We start from the raw sequence: 24,658 nt of genomic DNA on the forward strand, positions 1-24,658 counted from the left end.
GCTACAGCCCCAGGCTCCTGAGGTACTCGCGGGCGAGCTTCGCGTAGTACAGCCCGGGTAGCCCCGGGAGCGTGCCCGTCCGGAGAGGGTCCTGCTCGGCCTCGACCACGAGCCAGCCGTCGTACCGCACGTCCTTCAGTGCATTGAGGACGGCCGGGAAGTCGACCAGGCCGCCGTCGTCACCGGGAACGGTGAAGATGCCCAACCGGACGAACTCCTCGAAGCTCGCCGTGTCCAAAGTGGTGTTGTCACGAACCTGCTGGCGGATGTCCTTCAGGTGGACGTGCGCGATGCGCGCCCCGTGGTTCGTGATCACCTCGTGCAGGTTGGCGCCGGCCCAGGTCAGGTGGCCGGTGTCGAGGAGCAGGTGCACGCTGGGGTCGGTCTGCAGCATGAGCTTGTTGACGTCGTCCTGCGTCTGGATGCCGGTGCCCATGTGTGGGTGGTACGCGAGCTTGAAGCCTTCGTTCTCCGCGAGCCTGCCGAGATCGTTGAGCCCCTCCGCGAGCGCGGCCAACCGTTCGTCCTTGAACTCGGGTTTGTTGTTCTTCAGGCTCACGGCCTGCAGGTGGATGGAGTGACCGAACTCGGCCACGCCGATGATGGTGGTCCGCCTGGCGGGGTCACCAATGGCGTTGTTGAGGGCCGTGAGGAAGTCGAGCCGCTTCTGAAAGTCCGAGTTCGTGCGGTCCCGACCATCCGGCACCGTGAAGAACGTGCTGACCCACGGTTCGGTGATACTGAGGTCCCGCAGTGTCAACGCACTGGCCAGCTGTCGCACGTCCGTCGGGAACTTGTGGCCGATGCTGCATCCCCGAAACCCCGCGAACGCGATCTCGCTCAGACACTGCTCGAACGGGATGTCGTTGCCGATCAACGGAAAGTCGTCGTTGGTCCAGCAGGTCGGGGTGATCCCCAGCCGCGCTACGGATGTCATGTCGTGCTCCTTCGGTGTTCGGGACGGCTTTCAGTCGCGGAATTCGGGACGGAGGATGGCGTCGGCCGCGTGCAGGGCCATGGCCATGCTGGTCAGCGTCGGGTTGGCGGCGTTGCCGTATGGGTGCAGGCCGTTGCCGCCGAGGACGAGGTTCGTCATCCCCCACACCCGGGACTTCTCGTCGACCACGCTGTCGGCGGGGTTCCTGCCCATCCGGGTGGTGCCGGCGATGTGCAGGGGGTAGACCCGGCGTGAGGAACACGGGCTCTGAGCCGGGCATGAAGCCGCCGAGCGCCGAGGCCACTTGCAGCATGTGTTCGTTCATCCGGTCGGCTTCCTTGCGTTCCGCCCGGCTCAGTGCGAAGTGGAACGTCGGTTGTGGCATCCCGAAGGTGTCGCGAATCGTCTGGGAGAACTCCACCCGGTTCTCGGAGCGGGGCCGGCAGACGCCGAACCACCGCAGGTCGACGATGAGCCGAGGGTCGATGTTGGGCGGCACCCCGCCGTAGGTGAAGGCGTCACGGTGGATCTGGCAGTGCCATGGCCGATCCGGCGTCGCCTTGATCCAGAGGTTGGGGTCGAGCTCGGTCGGCGGGATGGGCACCGGGTCGGCCAGCCGGTCCCCGCTGGCGACCCGCTTCTCCTGCTTCACCCGGTAGTCGTGTACGCGCCTGCTCACCTCCGGGTACTTGTCGCGGAGAAGCTCCTCCAGGCCATCGACGTGCTGCTGGTCCAGCACGATCTGACAGAACGTCATCGGCTGTTCGGTGAGGTAGCGGCCAAGCGCGGCCGGGGCGATGCCGGAGTTGAACAGCAGCTGAGGAGTGAGAACCGCGCCGCAGGCGACGATGTACGTGTTGGCGCGAATCGTGGCCTGCGTGTGCACGTTGCGCAGATCGCGGACCACGGCGCCGGTCACCTTCTTGCCGGTTTCGTCACGCTCGACCAGGAGCTGGGTGCACTGGTGCTCCGGAAGCAGGGTGAACGTGCCCTCTCCCGGATTCGCCTGGTACCTCGGGTTCGCGAGCCTGCCGAGCACCGTGTCGGCGGCGTTCCAGTGCACGGCTCCGGTCTTCTCGGTGTCGTCACGTTTGGCCACCGCGAGCGGGAGGTGGTCGACGTCGGCGAACTCGGCCTTGGACAACACCTCCTTGACCAGAAGGTGACGGGCCGACGTGGCGAACACCGACGTCTCCTTGCCGATCAGCGCTTCGGCCCGGAGGTACAGCTCGTCCATCTTGCTCGCGGGAATCGGGTACGGCTGGCCCCGGTAGGTCCGCTCCAGCACCTCGTCGAACCTGGGGACGGCACAGGTCCAGTGGGTGGCCATGCCACCGACCGCGTAGGTGACCGCCGTGGCGGCGAGGTTGTCGTGCTTCGTCTGCTCGGGGTTCTGGTTGCGCATCGAGAAGCCGTCGTACAGCTCGGGGTCGTAGGCGAACGCGGAGGGGTCGAGGGTGACCATCGGCTCCTTGTTCGTCGCAACGGAAACAGGCAGGATGTTTCCCTTGATCACGGAGACGAACTGGTCGATGTTCCGCTGGTAGAGATAGCTGTTCTTGACGTGGTCGCCGTAGACGCCGGAGAGCTGTGCCCCCGCGTCGATCATCAGGACGTTCTTGCCGGCATCCACCAGTGCCCTGGCGAACGTGCAGCCAACCGGGCCGCTGCCGATGATCAGCGCGTCGTACACCAGCCCGTAGATCTTCTTGTGCCTCTCCCGCTTCTCGCGCTCCTGCTGGTCTCGCACCTGCTGGTCCCGCAGCACGGTCTCGTCCATGGAAGGAAGCCCTTCTTCCGCGTGTTCGGGAGAACCTCGGCAGGGCGCGTACGTCCCATGTGGACGTTCGACGGCATGGGCGGTCCCGATGCCTCTCCCGGTGCCACCTGAGTCGTCGCGAGATGCGGTGACAAAGCTCCCCACCGTTGCCACCCACTCGGAATTCCAGTTGTCCCCGAGCGAGTGGGTGACGGTCACGGATCGTCCCGCGCGATCACGGACCGCAGCGGACAGACGGTCAATATTCCCCATAGCCTTGACGGCCGTAGGTTGTTATGTCGCATGATTAAGTGGCAGGGTCGACGCACAGAGAGGTGCGACATGGCAGTCGACACACAGGTCGGGTTGTTCGCACCGCCACGGACGGTTCGGCGGGAGCTGGCCGACGGCGCGGTGTTGTTGGAGTCCGCGGTGCCGCTGGAGTCGTATCCGACGTCCACCGTGGAGTGGTTACGCACGTGGGCCGACGTCGATCCGGACGCGGTGCTCGTCGCCGAGCGCGGTCCGGACGGGGCGTGGCGGCGGCGGACTTACGGCGAGATGCTGGCGGCGGCGAACGCGATCGGGCAGGCCCTGCTGGACCGCGGGTTGTCGGCGGAGCGCCCGCTGCTCGTGCTGTCGGGCAACTCGGTCGGGCATCTGGAGATGATGCTCGGCGCGATGACCGTCGGGGTGCCGGTGGCGCCGGTCAGCGTCGCGTACTCACTGCAAAGCCGCGACCACGCACGGATCCGCGCGATCGACGAACTGGTCGCCCCGGGGGCGGTCTACGTCGAGGACGCCGAGGCGTTCGGCGCCGCGACCGCCGCGTTGACAGGCACGCCGTTGATCCTCTCCTCGGTCGGCGGCCCCGAGGAACACTCGCTCGCGACGTTGAAGGCGACCGAGCCGGGCACCGCGGTCGACGCGGCGCTCGCGAGGATCACGGGCGACACGGTCGCGAAGATCCTCTTCACCTCCGGCTCGACCGGCAACCCCAAGGGTGTCGTCACCACGCACCGGATGCTGTGCGCCAACCAGCAGATGATGCGGCAGGTCTGGCCGTTCCTGCGCGAGGAGCGTCCGGTGCTGGTGGACTGGCTGCCGTGGAGCCACACGTTCGGCGGCAACCACAACGTGAACATGGTGCTGGCGAACGGCGGCACGCTCTACATCGACGACGGCCGGCCGGCCCCGGCGCTGTTCGGCCGCAGCCTCGCCAACTACCGGGACGTCTCCCCGACGCTGTCGTTCAACGTGCCGGCCGGGTACGCACAGCTGGTGCCCGCGCTGGAGCAGGACCGCGAGCTGGCCGAACGGTTCTTCGCCCGGATGCGGCTGGTGTTCAACGCCGCGGCCGCGCTGCCGCCGGTGCTCCGCAGCCGGCTGGAGGTACTGGGCCGCGCGGTGACGGGCCGGGACGTCCCGGTGACCGGGTCCTGGGGCACCACCGAGACCGCCCCCGCGTCGACGAGCGCCCACTTCGACTTCGGTGACGCGCGGTGCATCGGCGTGCCACTGCCCGGGGTGACGATCAAGCTGGTGCCCGCGGAGGACGACACGTACGAGATCCGGGTCCGCGGCCCACACGTCACGCCCGGCTACCACCACCGGCCCGATCTCACCGAGGCCGTGTTCGACGAGGAGGGCTTCTACCGGCCGGGGGACGCGGTGAGCCCCGCCGACACCGGCCTTCTCTTCCGCGGCCGCATCGCGGAGGACTTCAAGCTCACCACCGGAACGTTCGTCCACGTCGGCGCCGTACGAACGGCTCTACTGTCCACCGCCCCCATCCTCGCCGACGCGGTGATCGCGGGCGAGAACCGCGGGTACGTCTCGGCACTCGCGTGGCTGAACCCAGCGGAGGCGGACCGCCTGCTCGGCGGCGTCCCCGCCGCCGACGGCGAACTGGTCCACTCCGCCGAACTGGCCGAGCACCTCGCACAAGCGCTCGCGACTCTGGGCGCCGAAGCGGGCTCAGCGGCCCGCGTCCAACGACTCCTGATCATGTCAACACCGGCGAACCTGGACGCGGGCGAGATCACCGACAAGGGCTACGTGAACCAACGCCGAGTCCTGACCCAACGCGCCCCACTGGTCGAACTGCTCTACACCGACCCCGTCCCACCCCAGATCATCACCCCCTGAAAGCCGCGAGTCTCGCGTTCGGCCCCGGCGAGTCGCGCGTTCAGCACCCCCGAGTTGCGTTTTCGTGAACGCAGCCGGCATTGACGCGAGGCGCCCCGACTGCCCGTGAAGGACGCTTTCGCCACTCCGGCTGGCGTGAAAAGACGCGTTGGGCTCGTTCAGCTCTGTGAAGGCGTCTTTCATCACACCGGGTTGGGTGGTGAAAGCGCTTTCACAGCGCGAACAGCCAGACCCGTGGCCCAAAGGGCGCCATTGACCGGCGTCGCGCGGTGTGAGGCGTCCTTCATCACCCCCACGGTGAGGAAGGAATCTTCATCGCACGCTGGGCCCACCGCAACCCGTGGGGCCGGGCGCGCAGCGCCCGGCCCCACGAAAACCCGCCGCACGGACAGCTCACGCCGCCGGCTTGTAGTCCTTGGCCGCGTCCGCCTCGACCGGGTCGCCGATCGTGACCAGTCCACCTTGGACGGTCGGGTCGACCTTGGAGAGGTAGACGGTGCGGGTCGGAGGCTGGGCCGGGTCGGTGTAGTCCAGCGGGCCAGCGGTCAGGCCGCCGGTGTCCAGATCGGAGATCTCGTGCATTGCGGTCAACACACCGGCGCGCGTGAGGTCCTTGTTCTCACAGGCCTTTTCCAGAACCGCGAGTGTCACCTTGGCCTGGGTGTAGCCGAACATGAACCCGACCTGCGTCGGCTTGTCGTCCGGGTACTCGGCGGTGAACGCGTCGGCCACCTTCTGGACGTCCGGGTCCTCGGTGGCGAACGGCGCGATGCTGGAGACCACGGTCAGGTTCTCGGCGAGCGCCGGGCCGGCCGGGGTGGCGAGCAGCTGTGGGGTGAAGCCAGGTCCGTTGGCCACGATGGGCACCGTCAGGCCCACCGACTTGGCCACGCCAGCCACCGAGGCGGTCTGGGCGGGACCGGCGGACACGAGGATCGCCTTCACGCCCTCGTTGCGGAACGCGGCCACCTGGGCGGAGAGGTCGGTGTCGGTCGGCTTGATCTTCTGCTCGACGATCGTGAGACCCTCCTTCTCCGCGAGGTACTTGCTGCCGCGCAAGGCGTTCTCGCCGAAGTCGCCCTCGAAGTAGACGTGGCCGACCTTGTCGCCGGACTTGATGCCCTTCTCCCGCATCAGGAAGTCGAGGCCGGTGATCGCCTCGATGTCGTAGGTGGTGCCGACCAACTGGAAGTGCTCGTCGCCCAGGACCGAGGCGGACCAGCCGGCGAAACCGGCGAACATGTCGTCCTGCGCGATCGAGGACTTCAACGCGCCGACCACCGGCGAGCCCAGGACGGTCTGCAGTCCGAGCACGTCACCGGAAACCTCCCGGTAGAGCGCGACGGCCTTCTGCGGGTCGTAGCCGTGGTCCTTGACGACCACCTCGACCTTGCGGTCGCACACCCCGCCGGCCGCGTTCTGCTCCTTCCAGAACAACTGCGTACCCTGCACGAGGCTCTTGCCGAGCGGGGCGAACACGGCGGTCAGGTCGACCAGGCTGGCCAGCGTGATCGTGCTGTCGGTGACACCGGGCCCGGTCTTGAGTCCACCGGCGTTCTGGCCGCCGGACGTGGCCTTGTTACACGCGGTCAACGTGAGGAGAAGTGCTGTCGCCGTTGCCAGCAGTCGTCTGTTCATGGCGGGACTCCTTGGCGGAGATGCGGTGGGTGAGCTGGGCGAGACCGCCCGGTAGGTACAGCAGAACCGCGAGGATGGCGGCCCCGTAGAGCAGTCGAGCGGCCTCCGCGGCGCCGATACCGGCCTCGCCCGGTTGGGCCAGGAACGGCAGTGCGTCGCTGTAATGGTTGAGTACCAACGGAAGTGCGATGACGAAGACGGCACCCGCGGCGGCGCCGCCGATCGACCCCAACCCGCCGATGATGATCATGGCGAGGAGGTCGACGGACAGGAGGAAACCGAAGCTCTCCGGGACGATCCGGCCGAACGCCAGCGCCAGCAGGACTCCGGCGAGGCCGGCGTAGGCGGAGGAGACGGTGAAGGCGGCCGCCTTGTACCGCCGGACGTTGACGCCCATCACGGCCGCGGCGGCCTCGCTGTCACGCACGCCGACCAGCGCCCGGCCCGGCCGGCCGCGCAGCAGGTTCCGCGCGTACCAGACCGCCACCGCGACGAGCAGCAACCCGAGGTACCACAGCCGTTCCAACGCTCCATACGGGACGTTGAAGATGATCAGCTCGGGATCCGTTGCGGTGAAAGAGAAATCGAACAGCCTGAACGGCGCCGCGTCGCGGCCGTTGAAGCCGCCGGTGACGGCGGTGGCGTTCTGCAGGATGTGCTGGCCGGCGAACACCAACCCGAGCGATGCCAGACCGAGGTAGATGCCGCGCAGCCGACCGGCGATCGGGCTGAACAACGCACCGGCGACACCCGCGAGCACCACGGCGCCGACCGTGGCCACCGCCGGCGGCAACCCCACGCCGACCACGTCCCCGTCGGAGGACCCGGCGAGGAACGCGTAGCCGTACGCGCCGACGGCCACGAAGAACGCGTGCCCGAGCGACAGCTGCCCGGTCACGCCGACCAGCAACGTGAGCCCGACGGCGCCGATCACGGCCGCCATCGCGAACAGGCCGGTCTGCAGCCAGAAGCTCTCCAGTGACAGCGGCGCCGCGAGCAGCAGCAGCACGCCGGCCAGTGCGCCGACAATCCGCAGTGGAAACTTGGTTCGGTCAGACACGGGCGATCTCCTTGCTACCGAACAGACCGGACGGTCGGGCGAGCAGGACCAGCAGCATCACCACGTAGGGCGCGACCGTGCCGAACCCGCGGCCGAGGAACGCGAGCTGGTCCTGGTAGCCGGCGGCGAACGTGGCGGTCACGCCGACCGCGAGCCCACCGACCAGTGCCCCGGTCGTCGAGTCCAGGCCGCCGAGCACGGCCGCCGGCACCGCCGCGGCGAGCGCCGCCTGTCCGACCGTGCCGCTGATGCCCGGTGACGGGAACGCCGTGAAGAACAGCGCCGCGGTGGCCGCCAGCGCACCGGCGAGCGCCCACGCGCTGGCGGCGACCCGGCTGAGCCGGATGCCCATCAGCGCCGCGGTCGCCGGCTTCTCCGCCGATGCGCGCAGGGCGATGCCCCAGTCGGTGAACTTGACCACCGCGAGGAAACCGGTGACCAGGACCACGGCGACAACAGCGGCCGCGACCCTCGTCTGGGGCACCTGGATGCCGGCCAGCGACACGACGTCCGCGCCCCACGGGTCGCCGGTGGTGAGCAGGTCCGTGCCGATTCGCCGGGTCAGCTCGGTCGCCAGGAGGATGTCGATGCCGAGGGTGAGGATCGCCAGCGTGCCCGGATCGGCCAGCCGCGCCCGCCGCAGTAGGACCACTCCGAGCAGCACGGCCAACACGGCGGTCACCGCCACGCCCAGCAGCGCGGCGCCGGCGAACCCGAGGCTCTCGTGGGTGCTGCCCACCACGTACGCGCCGAGCAGCAGCAGCGACCCGTAGGCGAAGTTGACCACCCGGGTGGCCTTGAACACGATCACGAAACCGAGCGCGATCAACGCGTCGATACAGCCCAGTGACAACCCGTTGACCAGCAAGGTGAAGAACTGATTCATCGGGCAGCCTCCTGTGCCGGGGTACCGAGATACGCACGGATCACCTCGGGGTCGCGTTGGACCTCCGCCGGTGTGCCGGTCGCGATGCGCCGACCGAAGTCGAGCACCGTGACCCGGTCGGCGAGACCCATCACGAACGTCATGTCGTGCTCCACCAACAGGATCGAGATGTCCAGTTCGGACCGAACGCGAGCGACGACGGCGGCGAGCCGGGCCGACTCCTCGGCGTTCATGCCCGCGACCGGCTCGTCGAGCAGCAGCAGGGTCGGCTCGGCGCACAACGCCCGCGCCAGCTCGACCCGCTTGCGGTCGCCGTAGGAGAGCGCGGCCACCGGCCGGTCCAGCGCGCCGTCGAGCTCGAGCAACTCGGCGATCTCCCGCACGCGGCGTCGCTGCTCGGCCTGTTCGCGTCGCGCGCCGGGGGTGCGCAGCCCCGCGGTGACGAACCCTGCGCGGGTGAGCCGGTGCCGGCCGAGCAGCAGGTTGTCCGCGACGGTCGCGGACGGCGACAGCGCCAGGTTCTGGAACGTGCGGCCGACGCCGAGCCGGGCGATCCGATGTGGACGGAGCTTGGTCAGCTCGGTGTCGCCGTAGCGCACGCTGCCCGACGCCACCCGGTACACCCCGGTCAGCACGTTGAGGCTGGTGGACTTGCCGGCGCCGTTGGGGCCGATGAGCGCGTGCACCTCGCCCGGCTCGACCGTGAACGACACCTCGGACAGCGCGGTCACCCCGCCGAAGCGCACGCTCACGCCGTCCACCGCCAGACTCGGCCCGGTCCGTGTCGGCGGCGGGCCGGTCGGCGGCGGGCCCGCGGGAGCCGCGGAGATGCCCAGGTAGCGGTCACGCACGTCGTCCGTCGCGGCGAGTTTCGCGGCCGGACCGTGCAGCGTCACCTGGCCGACCTCGAGCACGTACGCGAGGTCGGCCAACTCCAGCGCCATCGCCGCGTTCTGCTCGACCAACACGACGGCGGTGCCCTGCCGGTGGATCTCGGCGATCACCTCGCCGATCCGCGCCACCATGTGGGGCGCCAGGCCGAGCGACGGCTCGTCGAGCAGCAGTACACGGGGCTCGGCCATCAACGCGCGGCCCATGGCCAGCATCTGCTGCTCGCCGCCGGACATCAGCCCGGCGCGCTGACCGGACCGTTCCCGCAGCACAGGGAACAGGTCGTACACCCGGTCCCTGGCGCGCCCGCGCGACCGCCGCGGGGTCGCCAGCGCGCCGGCACGCAGGTTCTCCTCGACCGTCAGCTCGTCGAATACCTGCCGTCCTTCCGGCACCTGGACCACTCCGGCCCGCGCGATCGTCGCGGGGTCGAGGCGGTCGAGCCGGCGGCCGTCCAGTTCCACGGAGCCGCTGGTGATCGAACCGCCGACGAACGGCAGGGTGCCGGAGATCGCGCGCAGCAACGTGCTCTTGCCGGCACCGTTGCTGCCGAGCACCGCCACGACGGCGCCGTCCGGCACCGCAAGCGACACCCCATGCAGTGCCCGCACCGCTCCCGCGTACCGCACGTCCACGTCCCGCACCTGGAGCAACGGGGCATGCCCATCACTCGTCAGCGGGACCGACCTAGCCGACGCTGGTGGCACGGGCCTCACCTCGATCGTTGAGGAGCTTAAGCAGGCATGCACATAATGCGACATAGCTATGGTCTCGCGTCAAGCTAAAGGGACATAACGATGGATGAGTGGCAGGATGTCGAGGTGTTCGAGTCAGCACTTCACGTGGACGGGAACGGGCAAGCCACGTCGCGTCGCCCCAGCTCGGTGCGGGGCCCCAGCGCGCGCGCCTACCTGCTGATCGTGCTCGGTGAGTACGCGCTCAACCACGGCGGCGCGGCGTGGACCCAGACCGTCGTCGACACGCTGGCGCTGGCCGGCTTCGAGGCCAAGGCCGCCCGTCAGGCGCTCACGCGCACGGCGGCCGAGGGGCTGCTCGTGTCGCAAAGGGTCGGCCGGCGCACCCGCTGGGAGGTGACCCCGGCCGGCCACGACTTCCTGATCGCCGCCAAGAACCGGCTGTTCGCCGCAGGCCCGGAGACGGACTGGAACGGTGACTGGCTCATCCTGCTCACCAGCGTCCCGGAGAACCACCGCAACCTCCGCCACCGGCTGCGCGCGGCACTGAGCTGGGCCGGGTTCGGGTCACCGGTCCCCGGCGTCTGGCTCAGCCCACACCCCACCCGCGCGACCGAGGCACGCCAGGCACTCGGCTCCGTCGGCGAACCCGTCCAGGCAACGCTGTTACACGCGCGACTGGACGACGCCGAGGAGCGCCACCGCCTGGTCGGCCAGGCCTGGGACGTCGCCGCGCTCGACGAGGACTACAGCGCTTTCGTCGACCACTTCGCCACCGCCACACCCGCGTCGCCCGGCGAGACGCTCGCCCAACTCGCACACCTGGTCTACCGGTGGCGTCGGCTGCTGCTCGCCGACCCCGGCCTCCCGCCCACCCTGCTGCCAGCCGGCTGGAGCGGTGAGCAGGCCCGCGAACTCCTCCTGGACCTGCACCGCCGCTGGCACCCAACAGCCCTCACATGGTGGCGCGACCGCGAGGCCACCCACGCCCGCTGACACTCAGGCCGCGAACTGTACGGACGTCCGTACAGTTCGCGGGGCCCACCATTGCCGCGCCGGCACCACAAGCCGACCTTCCGGGCCAAATATACGGACGTCCGTACAGTTATCCGGCCGCGCCACGGTCACGCGCCGGCACCTCTGACCAAACATACGGTCGTCCGTATAGTTTTCGCCCCGCCACCGGAGTGTCCGTGCAGTAGAGCGACAAGCTGATGCCGTGTCCCGACTAACTGTACGGTCGACCGTACAGTTAGTGGACCGTCATCGTTGCCGCACAGGCACCACAAGCCGTTGTTCCAGGCCAAATGTACGGACGTCCGTATAGTTACTGCGGCGCCACCGGAGCGGCTGCCGGCCGGCGACGGCGTCGGAAGCGGATCACCAGCACGGCGGGAATCGCGAGCACGAACAGGAACGGCAGCACGGCGCCGAGCACCTGCAGCGTGACGGCGCCGGCGTCGAGGAACGCGTCCCAGCCGTCGGACAGGCCGGTGAGGAAACCGCTCGACTCGTCCTCCTGCTCCACCGCCGCGGCCGAGCCGCTGATCTGGACGTTCACCGTCGACATGGCCACCTGACCGGCCAGCGCCTGCCGGCGTTGCTCGAGCGACTCGAGGTCCGCCTCGCGGGTCGTCAGCTCCGACTCGATCCGCACGATCTCCTCGACCGTGCCGGCCCTGGCCAGTAGCGCGCGAACGCGGTCCACGCTGGCCCGCTGTGTGGCGATCCGGCTCTCCAGATCGACCACCTGCTCGGTGACGTCGTCGGCGGTCTGGTTCCGGGAGATCACCTCGCCCAGCTCGGACAGGTCGCCGAGCGCCTGGTCGAACCGGTCGGAGGGGATGTGCAACGTGAGCGTCGCGGACTTCTTCCCGACCTCTTCCCGGCCGGTGTAGCCGCCTTCGGTGGTCGCGATGGTCCGCGCCCGGTCGACGGCCGCGCCGACGTCGGCGGCCGCCAGCTCGAGCGTCGCGGTGCGGACCAGCTTCCGGTCCACGCCAGGCTGGCTGATTTCCTTGTTCTCGGCGACCCCGGCTCCCTGTCCCTGCCCGGTCGACTTCGACCCGCCTGCGTCACCCGCGGCCGGTGCCTCCAACGGCGCCATGGCCGTGGAGCTGCCGGAATTCGTGCTGCTGCATGCCGACGCGAGACCGGCCGAGACCCCTAACAAGAGCGCGACGCCGACGAGCTTGCGGTTCATAGATGTCCTCCCAGATGTCCTGTGGTGCCTTGAGGACGGAGGAACGGCCACCGCCCGTTGTACGGCGACGGTCACGAGTCGGCGTCGATGATCGGCCCAAAAATGGTTGGTGGACGACGTTCGGGTTGGTAGCGTGCGGGAGATCGTGACGCCACCTGAGGAGGTGAGAACCCATGAACGCGGTACGCACGTGGGTGCTCCCCCTCGTAATCACGGTCGGCGACTGACGTAGGGCCGCCGGGAGCGCCACATCAAGGCACTCCCGAAAGGCAACAACCTATGCACTCTGTGCGTTTCACCACGGAGACATCGTCGAACGGTGTCGTCGAACGCGACTTCATGGTGGGCGAGGTCCCCGGCGTGCTCTGGTCGCCCGTGTCCAGCCCCGATCACGCGCCCCTGGTGCTGATGGGTCACGGTGGCGGCCTGCACAAGAAAACACCGGCACTCAGGGCACGCGCCCACGACACCGTGACCACGTGGGGTTACACCGTGGTCGCCATCGACGCGCCCGGACACGGCGACCGCCCGCGCACCGCGGCGGACGAGCAGGCCCGCACCGAGTTCCGCGAGGCGATGGCAGCAGGCGACAACAAGCGGTTCGAGTCGGTCAGCGTCCGCTACGCCATCTCACTGGCGGAGCGTGCCGTGCCGGAATGGCAGGCGACCCTGGACGCCCTCCAGGAACGGCCGGAGATCGGCACCGAAGCGCCGATCGCCTACGGCGGCGGCATCTCGTTGGGCACAGCGATCGGGGTCCCGCTGACCGCGATCGAACCCCGTATCACCGCGGCGATCTTCGGTGGCGGGTTCTTCGTGTACGAGGCGCAGATCGAGGCGGCGAGGCAGATCACCGTCCCGATCCAGTTCCTGCTCCCGTGGGACGACGAACACGTCGACCGCTGTTCCGCCCTCGAACTGTTCGATGCCTTCGCCTCGAAGGAAAAGACGTTGCACGCCAACCCGGGCGACCATCGCGACGTCCGCTGGGTCGGCCTGGACAAGGAGTTCCTGGCCCGGCATCTCGGCCGCGTCGCCTGACCTGACCGGTGTCGACTCGCCCATAGGCTGCTCCTATGGATTTGGCGCGGCTAAGTGATGACGTCGAGGTGATCTCGCGCGGCTATGCCCGAGCGCACGGGATCACCCGGGACGCGACGTGGTTTCTCCTCAAGCTCCAGGAGGAGGTCGGCGAGTTGACGCAGGCATTCCTGATGCGCACCGGCCAGGCGAGAGCCAAAGGGAACACACCGCAGGAGCTGGACGACAGGTTCGCCGCCGAGTTGGCCGACGTGTTGTGCCATGTGGTGCTGATGGCTCGGCACCACGGGGTCGACCTGGCGGAACAGGTCGAGCGGAAGTGGCTGGTGTGGCATCCCGACCGGTCGGTCTCCTCGGTTGGCGGATCAGAGTCAACCGAGGAGACCACCGAGCCGACAAGCGCTACGTGACCCGCATGATCTCGAAAAGGCCGGCCACGCTCTCCGTGGGCTTCGCCGTGGTCAGGCGCTGCCGCACGAGGTCAAGCAGCGGCCGGAAGCGCGCCCCACTCCCCCTGCCGAACGGTCCGAAGTGGCCGCATCACCGCCCGACTCACCCGATGCGACGCCACTCCGTGCGCCCAGACCGGAACAACCCACACGCTGAATCAGGGAAACTGAGCTGTGCGGCGCTGGTCCGCAGTGCGTGGTACGTGCCATCCCGCAGGCGGACCTGGACCTCCAGCTCTCCTAGGCAGTAGGCCTGCAGAATGTGCTCGAGGTCGGACATGTCCCTTTCGTCCGCGGCGGCGAACTCCATCGCCTGGGAACTGTCGACATCGAGCAGCACCCCGCCTTCCTGGACCCGCAGTGCCAGCCGGTGCTGCTCGGGCCCGGCGAGTTCGATCTCGATCACCAGGTCCCGCCCGATGCGCGACCGCCGCACGTCGAACCGGTCGGTCAGTGCTGCCTCAACCGCCCGGGCGACCAGCTGCTCAACGCGGGATTCAAGAATGTCGTTCATCTTGGCCTGCCAACGGTCGCACCGAAACACCCCGCACCTTGTGCTCAGCGAGGGCACGCGAGATCTCCTGACGGGCGACGATCGGACGGAACGCCGAACCATCGCTGCCGAAGTACTGGACCGTACGCGCGAGAGAACCTGGCTCATCCAGCACAGCGGGAAAGAAGCCGCGGGTCGCCGGCAGATACTTGCTCCTGCCGCACGTCGGACAGTGCTTGGCCGGCATCCCGCTCACCTCGATCTCGACCTGGTCACCGACCGCGAGTTGTACGACCGTGGCCAGTTCTTCGCCGTTCTTTCCCAACACCGGCAAGCGCTCGACGCCCGCCGGCTCGAAAACCGTGTGCCAGAGCTCAGGAGTTGCAAACAACTCGTCGAACACCCAGTTGAGCTGCAGTACTGATTTCTTGCCCCACTTCGGTTCGCCCTCCATCCGGAACGACGACTTCTGTCGAGCTCCAACCCCGCAGGCCGCACAGTGATCGGACAGGTCGTACGTTGCGCTCAGGTAGCCGAAATCGTCTTCGGGTTGCGGATAGCCGTGGTGCCATGTGGACTCCAGCAGCACATGAGCTGCCTGGCAGATCTCTTTTTCAGTGAACGTGGTCGTGACGACGTCCACCGCACCACCGTCGATGATCTGTGCGATCCGGGGCCAGCGCGGGTGGTCCTCGTGCACGATGAAGGTGATCAGGCGGCTGGCGAGCCCGTTCTCCGCGCTGGTCGGGACACCGAGCGCCGCCAGCTCCGAGCTGACCCGTGGCGTCGAGTTGAGCGACACTCGATGCTGAATCCTCACGCACGCATCCTGGCTGTCCGAAGGCGACACCGCCACGGAGATCCGCAACCCGGCTTGTGGCAGTGGTTTGACCACCCGGTTCGGTAACGCGCGCACCTGCGAAGACGTTGTGGCACCAGCCCTACCGCGTCCCGTGTAGATCCACAAGGGTTATGGTGTTGATCTGTCCGGGTTCTTCGACAAGATGTGGGCAAATAACATGAGGCTTGTTCGACGTCTTTCCGTTCTGTTGACCGGGACGGCGGTCGTTGCCACGGTCACCGGTGTGGCGGCCGTGGCGAGTGCCCAAGCGGCCGAACTTCCCGAAGGTATGACCGCGAGCTACCTGGTGCTCGACCGCACGACCGGTGCGTCGACCGGCCTGGACGAGCACAAGCAGTACCGGTCCGCGTCGGTCGTGAAGCTGTTCATCGCCTTGGACTACCTGGAGTCCCACGGGCCGGACTACGAGATCCCGGCCGACGACCTGGCCCTGCTCGAGCCCATGCTGCGCGCCAGCAACGACGACGCGGCCAGTGCGTTGTGGGTGCGCGACGGCTGGGAGCAGATCGTGGTCCGGATGGTCGCCAAGATCGGCCTGACGGACACCGCGCCGCCCGCCCAGCGTGGCAAGTGGGGCTACACCGCGATCAGCGCGGCCGACGTCGCGAAGACCTACCAGTACATCCTGACCGAGGCGCACCCGAAGTACCGCGACTTCATCATGGGCAACCTGCGCCAGTCCACCAAGTGCGGCTCGGACGGGTTCGACCAGTCGTTCGGCATCCCGAGCGCGCTGCCGCGGCCGTGGAGCGTCAAGCAGGGCTGGTCCGGTTACGGCGCGGGCCCCGCGCCGGGCGAGGAGTGCGTCGAGTCGAGCCAGCCCAGCGCGCGGGTTCGGGCCGTGCTGGCCTCGCCGGAGGTTCGGGACGCCGTCGCCAAGGCACCGGGTGAAGGTGCGACCACCAAGGCGGTCAATGACATCGACATCACCAGCCGTGCCATGCACACCACCGGCACCGTCGGCGAGAACGACGAGAAGATCGTGGTCGTGCTGACACTGGAGCCGACGACCCTGTCCTGGAAGGACTCGGCCGACCGGATCACCGACCTGACAGCAGCCGTGTACAGCGAAGTCTGATCACTCAGGGCCCAGGGTGAGCCGGTAGGCCTTGGCGTGGAACGTCTCGTCCATCGAGGTCGCCGCGGCCCGGCCGGCCTGGAAGTCCCACCGCGGCACGCGTTCGTAGCCGAGCCGCTCGTACAAGCGGATCGCGGCGGGCATGAAGTCCATGGTGTGCAACAGGATCGCGGTCGCGTCACCGACATGGCCCTTACAGTAGGCCATGATCGTCGGCGCGACTCCGGTCCCCCTCACCGCCGGCCGCACCGCGACCGAACGAACCCACGCCCAGTCCGCCGGCATCGGGTCCGTCCACTCCACCGGCCGACGGGGCGTCATCGGCGCCGTCCCCGGCAGGTACAGCCGGGCGGTGCCGAGCACCGTGTCGTCGCCGTCGACGGCGACGAGCGTCTGGTTCTCGTCGGTGACGATCACGCTGTCCAGGTACCTCGCGAAAACCGCGGGCACCATCTCCTTCTCGTACGGCAGATATGCCTCGGCCAGCAGGTCGCGGACGTCGTCTCGTTCCTCGGGGCGCATCGGCCGTACGGTGGTCACACTCTCATTTCTACCGTGCTACCGAGCGCCTTCAGATTCATCGACCCAGTGGTCCCTGAGCCATGTTGACGATTATCTTGTTGCCCTCGACCTTGACCTCGTAGTCGACGCTCGCGGCCAGTCCGACTCCCGCCTCGAGTGTGCCGCCCTCGATGTCGTTGACGACGGCGCTCTTGACGATCGGCAGGTCATAGGCAGTCGGGCTGGTGGGTGCAATCATCGTGGCCGGCACACCGACCACGACCACGTGCAGGAAAACCGTGCCCGTCATACCCGGGATCGGTTCGCCGGAGCCACCCCGGACCGGCGGCTTCTCGTCGAGCGAATGGTTCAGGACCTCGATTCCGTCGACGCCGAAGAACTCGAGCACGACGCGGTCCTCCGAGCCGTGATTTCCGGCCCGGAGTTCCACCGCGGGACCGGCCGGAACGTCAGACGACACGGTGGTGTCGGCTGTCGATGCCACGTTCGCGGCCGTATCCACCTGCTGCGGCGTGCCACATCCGGCGGTCACGATGCCGATTGCCGCCAAGGATCCGAATATCACCGCGCCCCGACCAAATGGCATTGATCCGCGCTCCTTTCAGTGCCGAGGATTGTGGGCGAAGTCCCAGCGGGTGGCGCCGTGCGGCTCGGCGCTGGCAACACCGATGGCGGTGTGCAGCGTGAGCCGGTAGAGGTGCCAGGGAGCAGGGCCCGCGCTGGGTGCGCTGAAGGGGGCGGTGAGCGCGTCACCCTCCACCGACGCCGGCCAACCGCCCGACCTGTAGACATCCGCGACCCGCGTCAACGTGGCGGCGTCGGTGACCCGGTGCGCCTCACCCTCCAGCACCAGATCGATGCCACGCAGGCGCACCGACACGCTGCACGCCGGGTTCGCCGCCAGGTTGCGCGACCTGCGCGTCCCTGGCCCGCCCGTGAAGTACAACGCGTCGTCGACCCAGATGGCCCCGACGCCCGCCGAGTGCGGTCGCCCGTCGGGCCGCACCGTCGCGACGAAGAACGTCAGGTCGGCCGTGGGCGTATCGGCGACGAGGACGTCACGCGGCCGGCTCCAGGGCAGCTCAGCGGACCCGTACCGGTCGAGATTCCGAGTCGCGATCGGCTCGTTCACAGTGTTAGTCATACCCACACGTCGAACGAACCAACGTCGGGTCGACATCCGGCACCCACAGAAAGTTGGGACTACCGGCGCTGCCGGTGGTGACCTGGCCGGACCATCCCGAGGACGGGCACGGCGCCAGGATCTCGACGACATCGACCACATCGGCACCTGGCTCGAGGCGAACTGACCAGACATCCACTACTCCGAACGGGTGGGTCGTGTTATCGCCGTGGTGGCGGTTGGCGACGTTCCATGAAGTCCTGACTACCGAAGTGAGGCGGACATGGACGCGACGATCCAGGTCTCGGGTGATGACGGCACGGAACTCAGTGCCTTGTGGGACTGGCTGCGGAAAGAACGCGCGCTGGCCGGCTCTTTGCGTGCGCAACCGAGGTCCGCTGTGGACGGTCAGCTGGGTGGCGCTTTCGAGGTTCTGAGCGTGGCAGTGGGTTCCGGCGGCGCCGTCGCGGTGTTGGCCCACTCGCTGACGGCCTGGTTGCGGACCCGGAAGTCCGACATCACGGTCACCGTGAAGACCGCGACGCGCTCGGTGAGCATCAACGCCCGCCGGGTCGGGACCACGGACGAGGTCATCGCCCTGCTCGAGTCGGCCATGCGGCATGACACAGAAACCTGATCTGCCGGACTATCCTCGGTCGACGGCCGTGCTCATCGGCTGTGCGCGGTACCGCGACGATTCGTATCCGCAGCTTCCCGCGGCACACAACAGCCTCAGCCGTCTCCGTGACCTCCTGGCGACCGCGGAGTTGTGCGGCTGGCCTCCGGACCGCATCACTCTGATCGAGAACCCGGTCGGGGTGGTGGACCTGACCAAGCGCATCCTTCGCATCTGCCGGGAGACGGAGGATGTCCTGTTGCTCTACTACGTGGGGCACGGCACGATCACGCCGTCCGGCGAGCTCTGCCTCACGTTGTCGGACACCGAAGCGTCCTTTCCGGACATCACCGGCCTGGAATACCGCAGAGTCAAGCAGGCACTGCTGGACAGCCCGGCCCGAGTGAAGGTCGCGATCATCGACTGCTGTTACTCCGGCCGCGCCATCGAGGCGTTGTCCGGTGTTTCGGCGACGGCCGCGGACAGCACCGACACGCGTGGCGTGTACACCATGACCGCCAGCGACCACGCCGCCCATGTCGTGCCCTTCGCCCGGCAGGCAGAGGTGTGCACGTCGTTCACCGGGGAGCTCATCGACCTGGTGCGCAACGGTGTGCCGGGAGCGCCGGAGACGCCGACCCTCGGCGCACTGTACGTGGAGTTGCGGCGACGCCTGATGTCCCGCAGCCTTCCGCAACCCAACCAGCGCGGCACCGACACCGCCGACCGGTTCACGTTCGCCCGCAACGCCCAGGCCCTGCACCGGTTCTTCCGGGCACCATGGGGGCCGACCACCGTACGAGGTTACCTGGCACATCCCAGCAGGATCTCGGTCTTCGCCGGAGCACCGTCGGTCCATAGCGGACATCGACGCACTGCCGGTCAGCGACGATGTGCGCATCGAGTCCATCAGCTACGGCGAAGGGCCGCAGACGAAAACAGTGGAACACCTGCGCACGTTGCCTGCTGACTTCCGGCTCGACGACATCCTGGGAGCCGACGACCTCGGTGCCAACGACATCATCATGCAGAGCCCGGACATCTTCACGCAAAGCGAGATGGACGCGCTCGTTTCGTCGAACGAGATGCCGGCCTCGCGTGACGTCCTCGGTTTTCCACACGAGATACTGGTGTCGGGAGTACGTGGTGATCCCCGATTCGGGGTCGCCCTGCACCTGGTCACCGACACCGCCTACCTGCAGGGCGTCGACGCGACGGTCGACCCACGCTTCTCGTTGGTCTGCCTGCTCGACAAGGGCGGTATCGCAGCCTTCGTCGCCGAGGAGAACGGCGAGTTCGTCGTTCGACGGCAGCTCGGCACCGTCGGCCTGCTCGTGGCGGTGGCGTCCGACGGCACCAGGCCGATGGCCCGCTCGCGTTACACGTGTGTCGTGCGGATGGGTATCAGATATCCGGACGACATCTGGGTTTCCCAACGCACCGGACGTCCGTTCCTGACGACCGGCACCGGCGACGAGCCGCGGTTCGCCTTCCAGTCGAGGACAGCCCAACGGGCTGGGTCGAGACGTCTTCGTCGCCGACCTCGACGGGGAACGGATGATCGACCTGACGTTCAAGGACTACGACGGCTACAGCGGCTTCTTCCGGGGCGCGGGCGAGGAAACGGTCGGCTGGCTGGACTTCCGACGCTTCCAGTACGTCACCATGCATCGGGGCCGGATGCGCGTTGTCGAGGCTACCGACTGGGTCAGCGACGAGTGACCAGCCTTCCTTCGCGGCAGATGGGGCATGTTGCCCGCAGCATGCCGAGTGGGGACGGTGAGCGGTTGGCGCACCAGGGGCACGGGTCGGTGATCGGCTGGGGGGTCACACAGCCGCAGGCGCCGCACAGGTGTTGACCGGGGCCCACGGTGAACTCGGCCGGGCAGCGGTCGCAGGTGTGCGTGGGTGCCACCGGCATGCGGCGTGCGGGGACGGTGACGTCCGTGTGGTCTCGCAGCGCCGCCAGCAGGCGGGCCAGGGCCGGGTCGGTCACCTCTGTTGTCTCGACGTGGCTCAGGAGTCGGCCGGCCTCCTCGGTTTCGCCGAGTGAGAGGAGGCAGATCAGGTGGTTGGTGATCGTGGACTGATCGTGCCGGTCGAGCGTGAGTGCTTCGGTGAGGTACGGGCGGGCGCCGGCCGGGTCTCGCAGGCCGAACAGCAGGACGTGTCCGATGGTGTTCAGCAGCGTGACCAGCGACCGCGGTGTCCAGTCCTGCCGGGCCGTGCTGAGCGCGTAGCGGAGGTGGTTCAGCGCGGCACGATGTTGGCCGAGGTCGTCGAGGATGTCCCCGACGAGGAACGCGAACCGGGGTTGGAACAGCGACGGCATCCCGCGCGTGCGGAGGGCGAAGCTGAGCGCGGTGATGGGATCTCCTGCTTTCTGCAGGAGTAACGCGAAGTCGACGGTCGTCTCCACGGTGGGACGGCCGGGTAACGCGGTGGTCGATCTGACCGTCGCCACGGCGGCCGTTGGTTGTCGAGTGTCCAGTAGTGCGTGTGCCAGCAGTTGGCGGTACTCGAACGTGCTCGACAGCTGTCGCACCGTGTTGAGCAACGCGAGCACATGGTCGGGCCTTCTTTCTCGTAGATGCCGCGTGGCGGTGGTGACGAGGTCCATGAGCGCGGCCTGGTCCTGCTGGTCGAGCAGTGTCCCCCGGAACGGGGGCAGGACGGTCGCGAGCGGTGTGAAGTCGTCCGGGTCGGCACGCAGGTCCACCGACGCGTGCCGGGCCCAGTCCTCTGGCTCGCCGCCGTCACCGAAGACGACGTGGACGGTCTCGCATCCGTTGTGGGCCAGGCGTTTGGCGAGCTGGTCCTCCTCCAGGAGCCATTCCCGCGCCAGGTCAGCGACGTAGGAGTCGGTGATGACACGCAGGAAGACGTTCGCGTCGACCAGTCGTGAGACGTACCGCGGGATCTCCACGCCGCCCGGTCCGAGGTCGGTCAGGTGGCGGAGGTCGAGGAACACCTCGTAGCCCAACGCCTCCACCTCGATCGCGAGCCGGCGTGCCCGGGCCAGCGCCTCGTCGTTCTCCCAGCGGTAGGCGATGAAGACCCGCGGTGGGTAGCCGGCGAGCTTCGGTCTGGACTGCCGTCGCATGATCGCGCTCTCCAGCGCCGCACGCCGCAACCGCGCACCGCCGTACTTCTTCACCGCCGCCTCCAACCGCTCAGTGGCGCAGGGGCCCGCCCCCAGCAGGTCTTCGAGGGTCTCCCGACCACCCGCCAACGGAAATCGACTGATCGGGAACATCGGCATCGTTTCCTCAATGTTCGCGGACGCCGAAAATCATGGTAAGACGTCACACGGTCCGTGTCACAAGGAAATACGGACCACCGCGCGAGAGCGGGTCATAGCCATCGTCTTCTGTCCACAAGTTGTCCACTTTTCCCGGCCGAGTCATCGGGTACGCTCCGGCAGGATTCCCGCCCCACGGCGACAACATCAACGATCACAGGGCCAGGTGCCGATGCCGATTTTCATCCCTGTTCTCATCGCCGGCTTCAGCGTGGCCAGCGCCGCGATCCTCAAGCGCCAGCTGCGAAAACCGCTGCGACTCGTCGTTCTAGGACAACGCACCACCGGTAAATCGCTGCTCATCAATTCCTGGCAGGGAGAGTGGGCGACCCCGCCGGCCACCAACACGCCAGTCAAAATCACACCTATTCGAATTGATACCGGGGAGAAAGTCCTCAACATCGAAAAGAAGTTCATCTTCAAGACGTTTCACGACATCAGCGGGCGCGACGAACCCATCACCACCAACGGCAACGAACTGGATCGCGCGGAAGCCGTGCTCTATCTCGTCAAAGCCACGACCCTGTTCGACGAGGAGCGGCGGACGGCGGGCCACGGACAGCACACCGAATGGGTTCGGGTGCAGTTGGACGCCGCCCGGCTCGCGGACCGGGCCACGGCAGCCCGGCGCGTGGTCATCGTGGTGACGCACGCCGACCTCGATCCGCGCAGCGACACGCTTCCCTGGGAGCGGTACTGCGACCACGTGGCGAAGCAGCTCGCACACGTGTGCGCGGCCATCGGCCCACCGGACAAGACCCGCGTCGTCGTGGGCAGCCTGGCCGACCCGGAACGCGCCGCCACCCTCACCAACGACATCATCGGGAGCCTGCTGTGAGTCCACAATCGACTGTCGTGGCGATCTACGCCGAGTACGACCTGATGTTGCCGGCCTTCGCATGGGAGCGCGGTGTCGTGGTCGACGACGACGCCGGCGTTGCCCACGTCCACAACATCGTCGGGTTGGTGGCACGGGAAGGAACCCGGAGCGCACAGCGGCCGGACACCCGTGCGGTCCGGATGAGTGCGAACGCGCTGCTGGTGGAAACGGACCTCGGACGCCGCGACCAGGTCGGACGGCCGACGAGGGTGAGCATCGTGGTCGACCACCCCTTCGAGCTGGAGAACCATCTGGACCACTGCGCCGACACGGTCACCCGGGCGTTGGCCGTCGCTGACCTGTCCATGGAGTCCACACGCGTTCGCGCGGCACTGGCCTGGGGAATGGTGAGCACCCGACCGCGGCTGCCCCGACTCGATGCGCTGCTGCGTTGGGCGCTGTCGGTTCTCGGCGCGCCGCGAACGCCATGGCACGAACACGCTTCGACGGGAGACCGGGCATGAGCCGACGCGAACCCGACCGCATCGTCTTCCTGTCGCACCGGGACTACGTCCGGCTCAAGGACCGCCATCCCGAACTGCTGTCCGACGACCGGGTCGCCGCGGTCCCGTTCCCCCTGATCGGCAGCTGGGTCGCGGACGAGCAACTCAGCGACGTGCCGGCCGCCCGGGACACCGTGCTGCTGCGTGACCCCAGAACGGGCCGGTTCGCCCCGGCCGAGGCCGCGTTGTTCAGCCTCGCCCTGAGCCAGGCCCACGCGTTCAGTGAGGTCTGCCAACTGCTCGGCGCCACACATCTGCGGACCGTCGAGTACGACGTCGACGTCCACCACACCAAGGTCGACAACAAGCTCACCACCGGCCTCGCCGCGTCGGTCGGCGCGGACCGGACCACCAGCGAGCAGGGCACCGGCTTCACCGCGGACTTCGGCGCCGACCTGCGCCGGGCCGTACTCCGCTCCGTCGAGGCGAGCAGCAGCTTCGCGGGCGGGACACCGGACATCGACGGAGCCAGGGCCAAGGCGGCCGAGCACCCCGACGTCGCCACCGCCCTCGGTGGACTGATCAGCATGCGTGCGTCGACGACCAACCAGCTCAGACACCACCAGGTGCAGATCGACTTCCTCGGCGAGACCCACCGCCAGGTCGACCTGCTCCTCGACTACGCCAAGCGCGTGTCCTTCGCCCTTCCCAAAGGGACGACCGCCAACCTGGAAGGCAAGCTGAACAACCAGTTCACCTGGTCGACCGAGGCCAACCGGCAGCAGAAGCTCTCGATCGAGGTGACCTTTCCCAGCCCGGACGTCGAGCGCAGCGTCCTGGTCCCGAAGGCGCCGGCCTAGAAATCACGTCACCCGCGCTCGCCTCGTCCGGTACGGTCGCGGATTGTTTCGCCGCCGGGTCCCAGACCGAGAGCAGGTTTCGTCAATGGCAAGTCGTATCAGTGGACTCGTGCTCGGTTGCCGCGATCCTGAGGTGCTGGCGCGGTTCTGGTCCGAGGCGCTGGGCTACGTCGTGCTCTCCCGCTACGAGGACGGCTCGGTGGGACTCGGGCCGCGCGAAGGGTTCGGTGGTGCGCGGCCGACGCTGTTCCTCAGTCGCCGGGACGAGCCGGAGAAGGGGCGATCCCGGCTGCACATCGACGTCAACGCCACCGACCGCGATCAGGACGCCGAACTCGAACGCCTGCTGGCGCTTGGAGCGCGCCCCGCCGACATCGGCCAGACCGGCGAGGAGCCATGGCACGTACTGGCCGACCCGGAAGGCAACGAGTTCTGCCTGCTCAAGGGCCGCCTCGACCCACTCTGACGCTAGCCGGCGCGGGCCGACATCCGCTGGCGCATCGCGTGCTCGACCAGCGTGATGAGTGTCTCCTTGGTGGACTCGCGGTCACGCGCGTCGCAGGTGATCATCGGGACGGTCTGGTCGATCGTGAGTGCGTCGCGAACGTCGTCGATACGGTGGTGCAACACCTGGTCGAAGCAGTTGAGCGCCACGATGTACGGGAGCTGGCGGTCCTCGAAGAAGTCGATCGAGGCGAACGCGTCGGCCAGGCGACGCGTGTCGACCAGCACCACCGCACCGATGGCACCTCTGACCAGGTCGTCCCACATGA

25 protein-coding genes and 1 pseudogene are annotated in these 24,658 nt (G+C 68.0%); 12 read left to right on the plus strand and 14 right to left on the minus strand.

What is annotated here, in order from left to right:
* Position 1 precedes the first annotated feature (1 nt).
* Positions 2-937, minus strand: a complete 936-nt coding sequence (iolE, locus tag VF106_RS49665) for a myo-inosose-2 dehydratase (protein WP_330847140.1) — start codon at positions 935-937, stop codon at positions 2-4.
* 817 nt (positions 938-1,754) lie between these two features.
* Positions 1,755-2,969, minus strand: a pseudogene (locus VF106_RS49670) (NAD(P)-binding protein); the annotation flags it as partial.
* A 69-nt stretch (positions 2,970-3,038) separates the two neighbouring features.
* Between VF106_RS49670 and VF106_RS49675 the strand changes: the two are divergent.
* Positions 3,039-4,844, plus strand: a complete 1,806-nt coding sequence (locus VF106_RS49675) for a feruloyl-CoA synthase (RefSeq protein WP_330847141.1) — start codon at positions 3,039-3,041, stop codon at positions 4,842-4,844.
* A gap of 393 nt (positions 4,845-5,237) precedes the next feature.
* On the opposite strand, the gene VF106_RS49680 is transcribed toward VF106_RS49675, so the two are convergent.
* Genes VF106_RS49680 through VF106_RS49695 form a run of 4 tightly spaced genes read right to left on the minus strand, consistent with a single transcriptional unit; the run spans position 5,238 to position 9,954 of the window.
* Positions 5,238-6,482, minus strand: coding sequence for an ABC transporter substrate-binding protein (locus VF106_RS49680; RefSeq protein ID WP_330847142.1), 1,245 nt, complete (start codon positions 6,480-6,482; stop codon positions 5,238-5,240).
* Positions 6,424-7,542, minus strand: a complete 1,119-nt coding sequence (locus VF106_RS49685) for a branched-chain amino acid ABC transporter permease (RefSeq protein ID WP_330847143.1) — start codon at positions 7,540-7,542, stop codon at positions 6,424-6,426. Before VF106_RS49685 ends, VF106_RS49680 begins: the two co-directional genes overlap by 59 nt.
* Positions 7,535-8,428, minus strand: a complete 894-nt coding sequence (locus VF106_RS49690; protein ID WP_330847144.1) for a branched-chain amino acid ABC transporter permease — start codon at positions 8,426-8,428, stop codon at positions 7,535-7,537. Before VF106_RS49690 ends, VF106_RS49685 begins: the two co-directional genes overlap by 8 nt.
* Entirely contained in the window at positions 8,425-9,954 is a 1,530-nt protein-coding gene (locus VF106_RS49695; RefSeq protein WP_330847145.1) for an ATP-binding cassette domain-containing protein, read from the minus strand. The genes VF106_RS49690 and VF106_RS49695 overlap by 4 nt, the downstream gene beginning before the upstream one ends.
* Positions 9,955-10,116: 162 nt before the next feature.
* Here VF106_RS49695 and VF106_RS49700 point away from each other — a divergent pair, with 162 nt between their 5' ends.
* The gene (locus VF106_RS49700) at positions 10,117-11,010 is read left to right on the plus strand and encodes a PaaX family transcriptional regulator (RefSeq protein ID WP_330847146.1); all 894 of its coding nucleotides are present in this window, start codon (positions 10,117-10,119) and stop codon (positions 11,008-11,010) included.
* Between the two features lie 331 nt (positions 11,011-11,341).
* Here the strand turns inward: VF106_RS49700 and VF106_RS49705 are convergent, their stop codons facing one another.
* Positions 11,342-12,217: a DUF4349 domain-containing protein gene (locus VF106_RS49705; protein ID WP_330847147.1), complete on the minus strand. Its 876-nt coding sequence runs from the start codon at positions 12,215-12,217 to the stop codon at positions 11,342-11,344.
* A 279-nt stretch (positions 12,218-12,496) separates the two neighbouring features.
* On the opposite strand from VF106_RS49705, the gene VF106_RS49710 reads away from it, so the two are divergent.
* Together VF106_RS49710 and VF106_RS49715 are read left to right on the plus strand one after the other, a co-directional pair.
* A complete protein-coding gene (locus VF106_RS49710; RefSeq protein ID WP_330847148.1) occupies positions 12,497-13,258 on the plus strand; it encodes a dienelactone hydrolase family protein in 762 nt (253 codons plus the stop codon).
* 35 nt (positions 13,259-13,293) lie between these two features.
* Positions 13,294-13,668, plus strand: coding sequence for a nucleoside triphosphate pyrophosphohydrolase family protein (locus tag VF106_RS49715; protein ID WP_330847149.1), 375 nt, complete (start codon positions 13,294-13,296; stop codon positions 13,666-13,668).
* Positions 13,669-13,810: 142 nt separating this feature from the next.
* Here the strand turns inward: VF106_RS49715 and VF106_RS49720 are convergent, their stop codons facing one another.
* Positions 13,811-14,221, minus strand: a complete 411-nt coding sequence (locus VF106_RS49720) for a hypothetical protein (RefSeq protein ID WP_330847150.1) — start codon at positions 14,219-14,221, stop codon at positions 13,811-13,813.
* The gene (locus tag VF106_RS49725) at positions 14,205-15,116 is read right to left on the minus strand and encodes a hypothetical protein (protein WP_330847151.1); all 912 of its coding nucleotides are present in this window, start codon (positions 15,114-15,116) and stop codon (positions 14,205-14,207) included. The genes VF106_RS49720 and VF106_RS49725 overlap by 17 nt, the downstream gene beginning before the upstream one ends.
* A 103-nt stretch (positions 15,117-15,219) precedes the next feature.
* Here VF106_RS49725 and VF106_RS49730 point away from each other — a divergent pair, with 103 nt between their 5' ends.
* Positions 15,220-16,140: a serine hydrolase gene (locus VF106_RS49730; protein ID WP_330847152.1), complete on the plus strand. Its 921-nt coding sequence runs from the start codon at positions 15,220-15,222 to the stop codon at positions 16,138-16,140.
* Here VF106_RS49730 and VF106_RS49735 read toward each other — a convergent pair whose 3' ends face one another.
* The 3 genes from VF106_RS49735 to VF106_RS49745 all read right to left on the minus strand — a co-directional run bounded on the left by VF106_RS49735 (position 16,141) and on the right by VF106_RS49745 (position 17,806).
* Positions 16,141-16,680 (minus strand): GNAT family N-acetyltransferase, encoded by a 540-nt coding sequence (locus tag VF106_RS49735; RefSeq protein ID WP_330847153.1) that lies wholly within the window; start codon positions 16,678-16,680, stop codon positions 16,141-16,143. It lies immediately after the preceding gene.
* Positions 16,681-16,717: 37 nt separating this feature from the next.
* Positions 16,718-17,146 (minus strand): AMIN-like domain-containing (lipo)protein, encoded by a 429-nt coding sequence (locus VF106_RS49740; protein ID WP_330847154.1) that lies wholly within the window; start codon positions 17,144-17,146, stop codon positions 16,718-16,720.
* A gap of 117 nt (positions 17,147-17,263) precedes the next feature.
* Positions 17,264-17,806, minus strand: coding sequence for a pyridoxamine 5'-phosphate oxidase family protein (locus VF106_RS49745; RefSeq protein WP_330847155.1), 543 nt, complete (start codon positions 17,804-17,806; stop codon positions 17,264-17,266).
* Positions 17,807-18,068: 262 nt separating this feature from the next.
* Between VF106_RS49745 and VF106_RS49750 the strand changes: the two genes are divergently transcribed.
* The 3 genes from VF106_RS49750 to VF106_RS49760 all read left to right on the plus strand — a co-directional run bounded on the left by VF106_RS49750 (position 18,069) and on the right by VF106_RS49760 (position 20,123).
* A complete protein-coding gene (locus tag VF106_RS49750) occupies positions 18,069-18,422 on the plus strand; it encodes an effector-associated constant component EACC1 (protein WP_330847156.1) in 354 nt (117 codons plus the stop codon).
* The gene (locus tag VF106_RS49755; protein WP_330847157.1) at positions 18,406-19,371 is read left to right on the plus strand and encodes a caspase, EACC1-associated type; all 966 of its coding nucleotides are present in this window, start codon (positions 18,406-18,408) and stop codon (positions 19,369-19,371) included. The genes VF106_RS49750 and VF106_RS49755 overlap by 17 nt, the downstream gene beginning before the upstream one ends.
* Before the next feature lie 587 nt (positions 19,372-19,958).
* The gene (locus VF106_RS49760; RefSeq protein ID WP_330847158.1) at positions 19,959-20,123 is read left to right on the plus strand and encodes a hypothetical protein; all 165 of its coding nucleotides are present in this window, start codon (positions 19,959-19,961) and stop codon (positions 20,121-20,123) included.
* On the opposite strand, the gene VF106_RS49765 is transcribed toward VF106_RS49760, so the two are convergent.
* The gene (locus VF106_RS49765; RefSeq protein WP_330847159.1) at positions 20,110-21,663 is read right to left on the minus strand and encodes a tetratricopeptide repeat protein; all 1,554 of its coding nucleotides are present in this window, start codon (positions 21,661-21,663) and stop codon (positions 20,110-20,112) included. The two genes, VF106_RS49760 and VF106_RS49765, sit on opposite strands and share 14 nt — an antisense overlap.
* Before the next feature lie 211 nt (positions 21,664-21,874).
* Between VF106_RS49765 and VF106_RS49770 the strand changes: the two genes are divergently transcribed.
* From VF106_RS49770 to VF106_RS49785, 4 genes are all read left to right on the plus strand, one after another.
* On the plus strand, positions 21,875-22,540 hold the full coding sequence (locus VF106_RS49770; RefSeq protein WP_330847160.1) for a GTPase domain-containing protein: 666 nt from the start codon (positions 21,875-21,877) through the stop codon (positions 22,538-22,540).
* A 17-nt stretch (positions 22,541-22,557) separates the two neighbouring features.
* The gene (locus VF106_RS49775; RefSeq protein WP_330847161.1) at positions 22,558-23,046 is read left to right on the plus strand and encodes a hypothetical protein; all 489 of its coding nucleotides are present in this window, start codon (positions 22,558-22,560) and stop codon (positions 23,044-23,046) included.
* Positions 23,043-23,885 carry a hypothetical protein gene (locus tag VF106_RS49780; protein WP_330847162.1) on the plus strand — a complete coding sequence of 281 codons (843 nt, stop codon included), beginning with the start codon at positions 23,043-23,045 and terminating at the stop codon, positions 23,883-23,885. Before VF106_RS49775 ends, VF106_RS49780 begins: the two co-directional genes overlap by 4 nt.
* An 85-nt stretch (positions 23,886-23,970) precedes the next feature.
* Positions 23,971-24,351, plus strand: coding sequence for a VOC family protein (locus tag VF106_RS49785; protein ID WP_330847163.1), 381 nt, complete (start codon positions 23,971-23,973; stop codon positions 24,349-24,351).
* 2 nt (positions 24,352-24,353) lie between these two features.
* Here VF106_RS49785 and VF106_RS49790 read toward each other — a convergent pair.
* The coding region (locus VF106_RS49790) for a GTP-binding protein (RefSeq protein WP_330847164.1) at positions 24,354-24,658 on the minus strand (305 nt) is incomplete at its 5' end.

Source organism: Actinophytocola sp. (genome assembly GCF_036378875.1).
GTDB lineage: Bacteria > Actinomycetota > Actinomycetes > Mycobacteriales > Pseudonocardiaceae > Actinophytocola.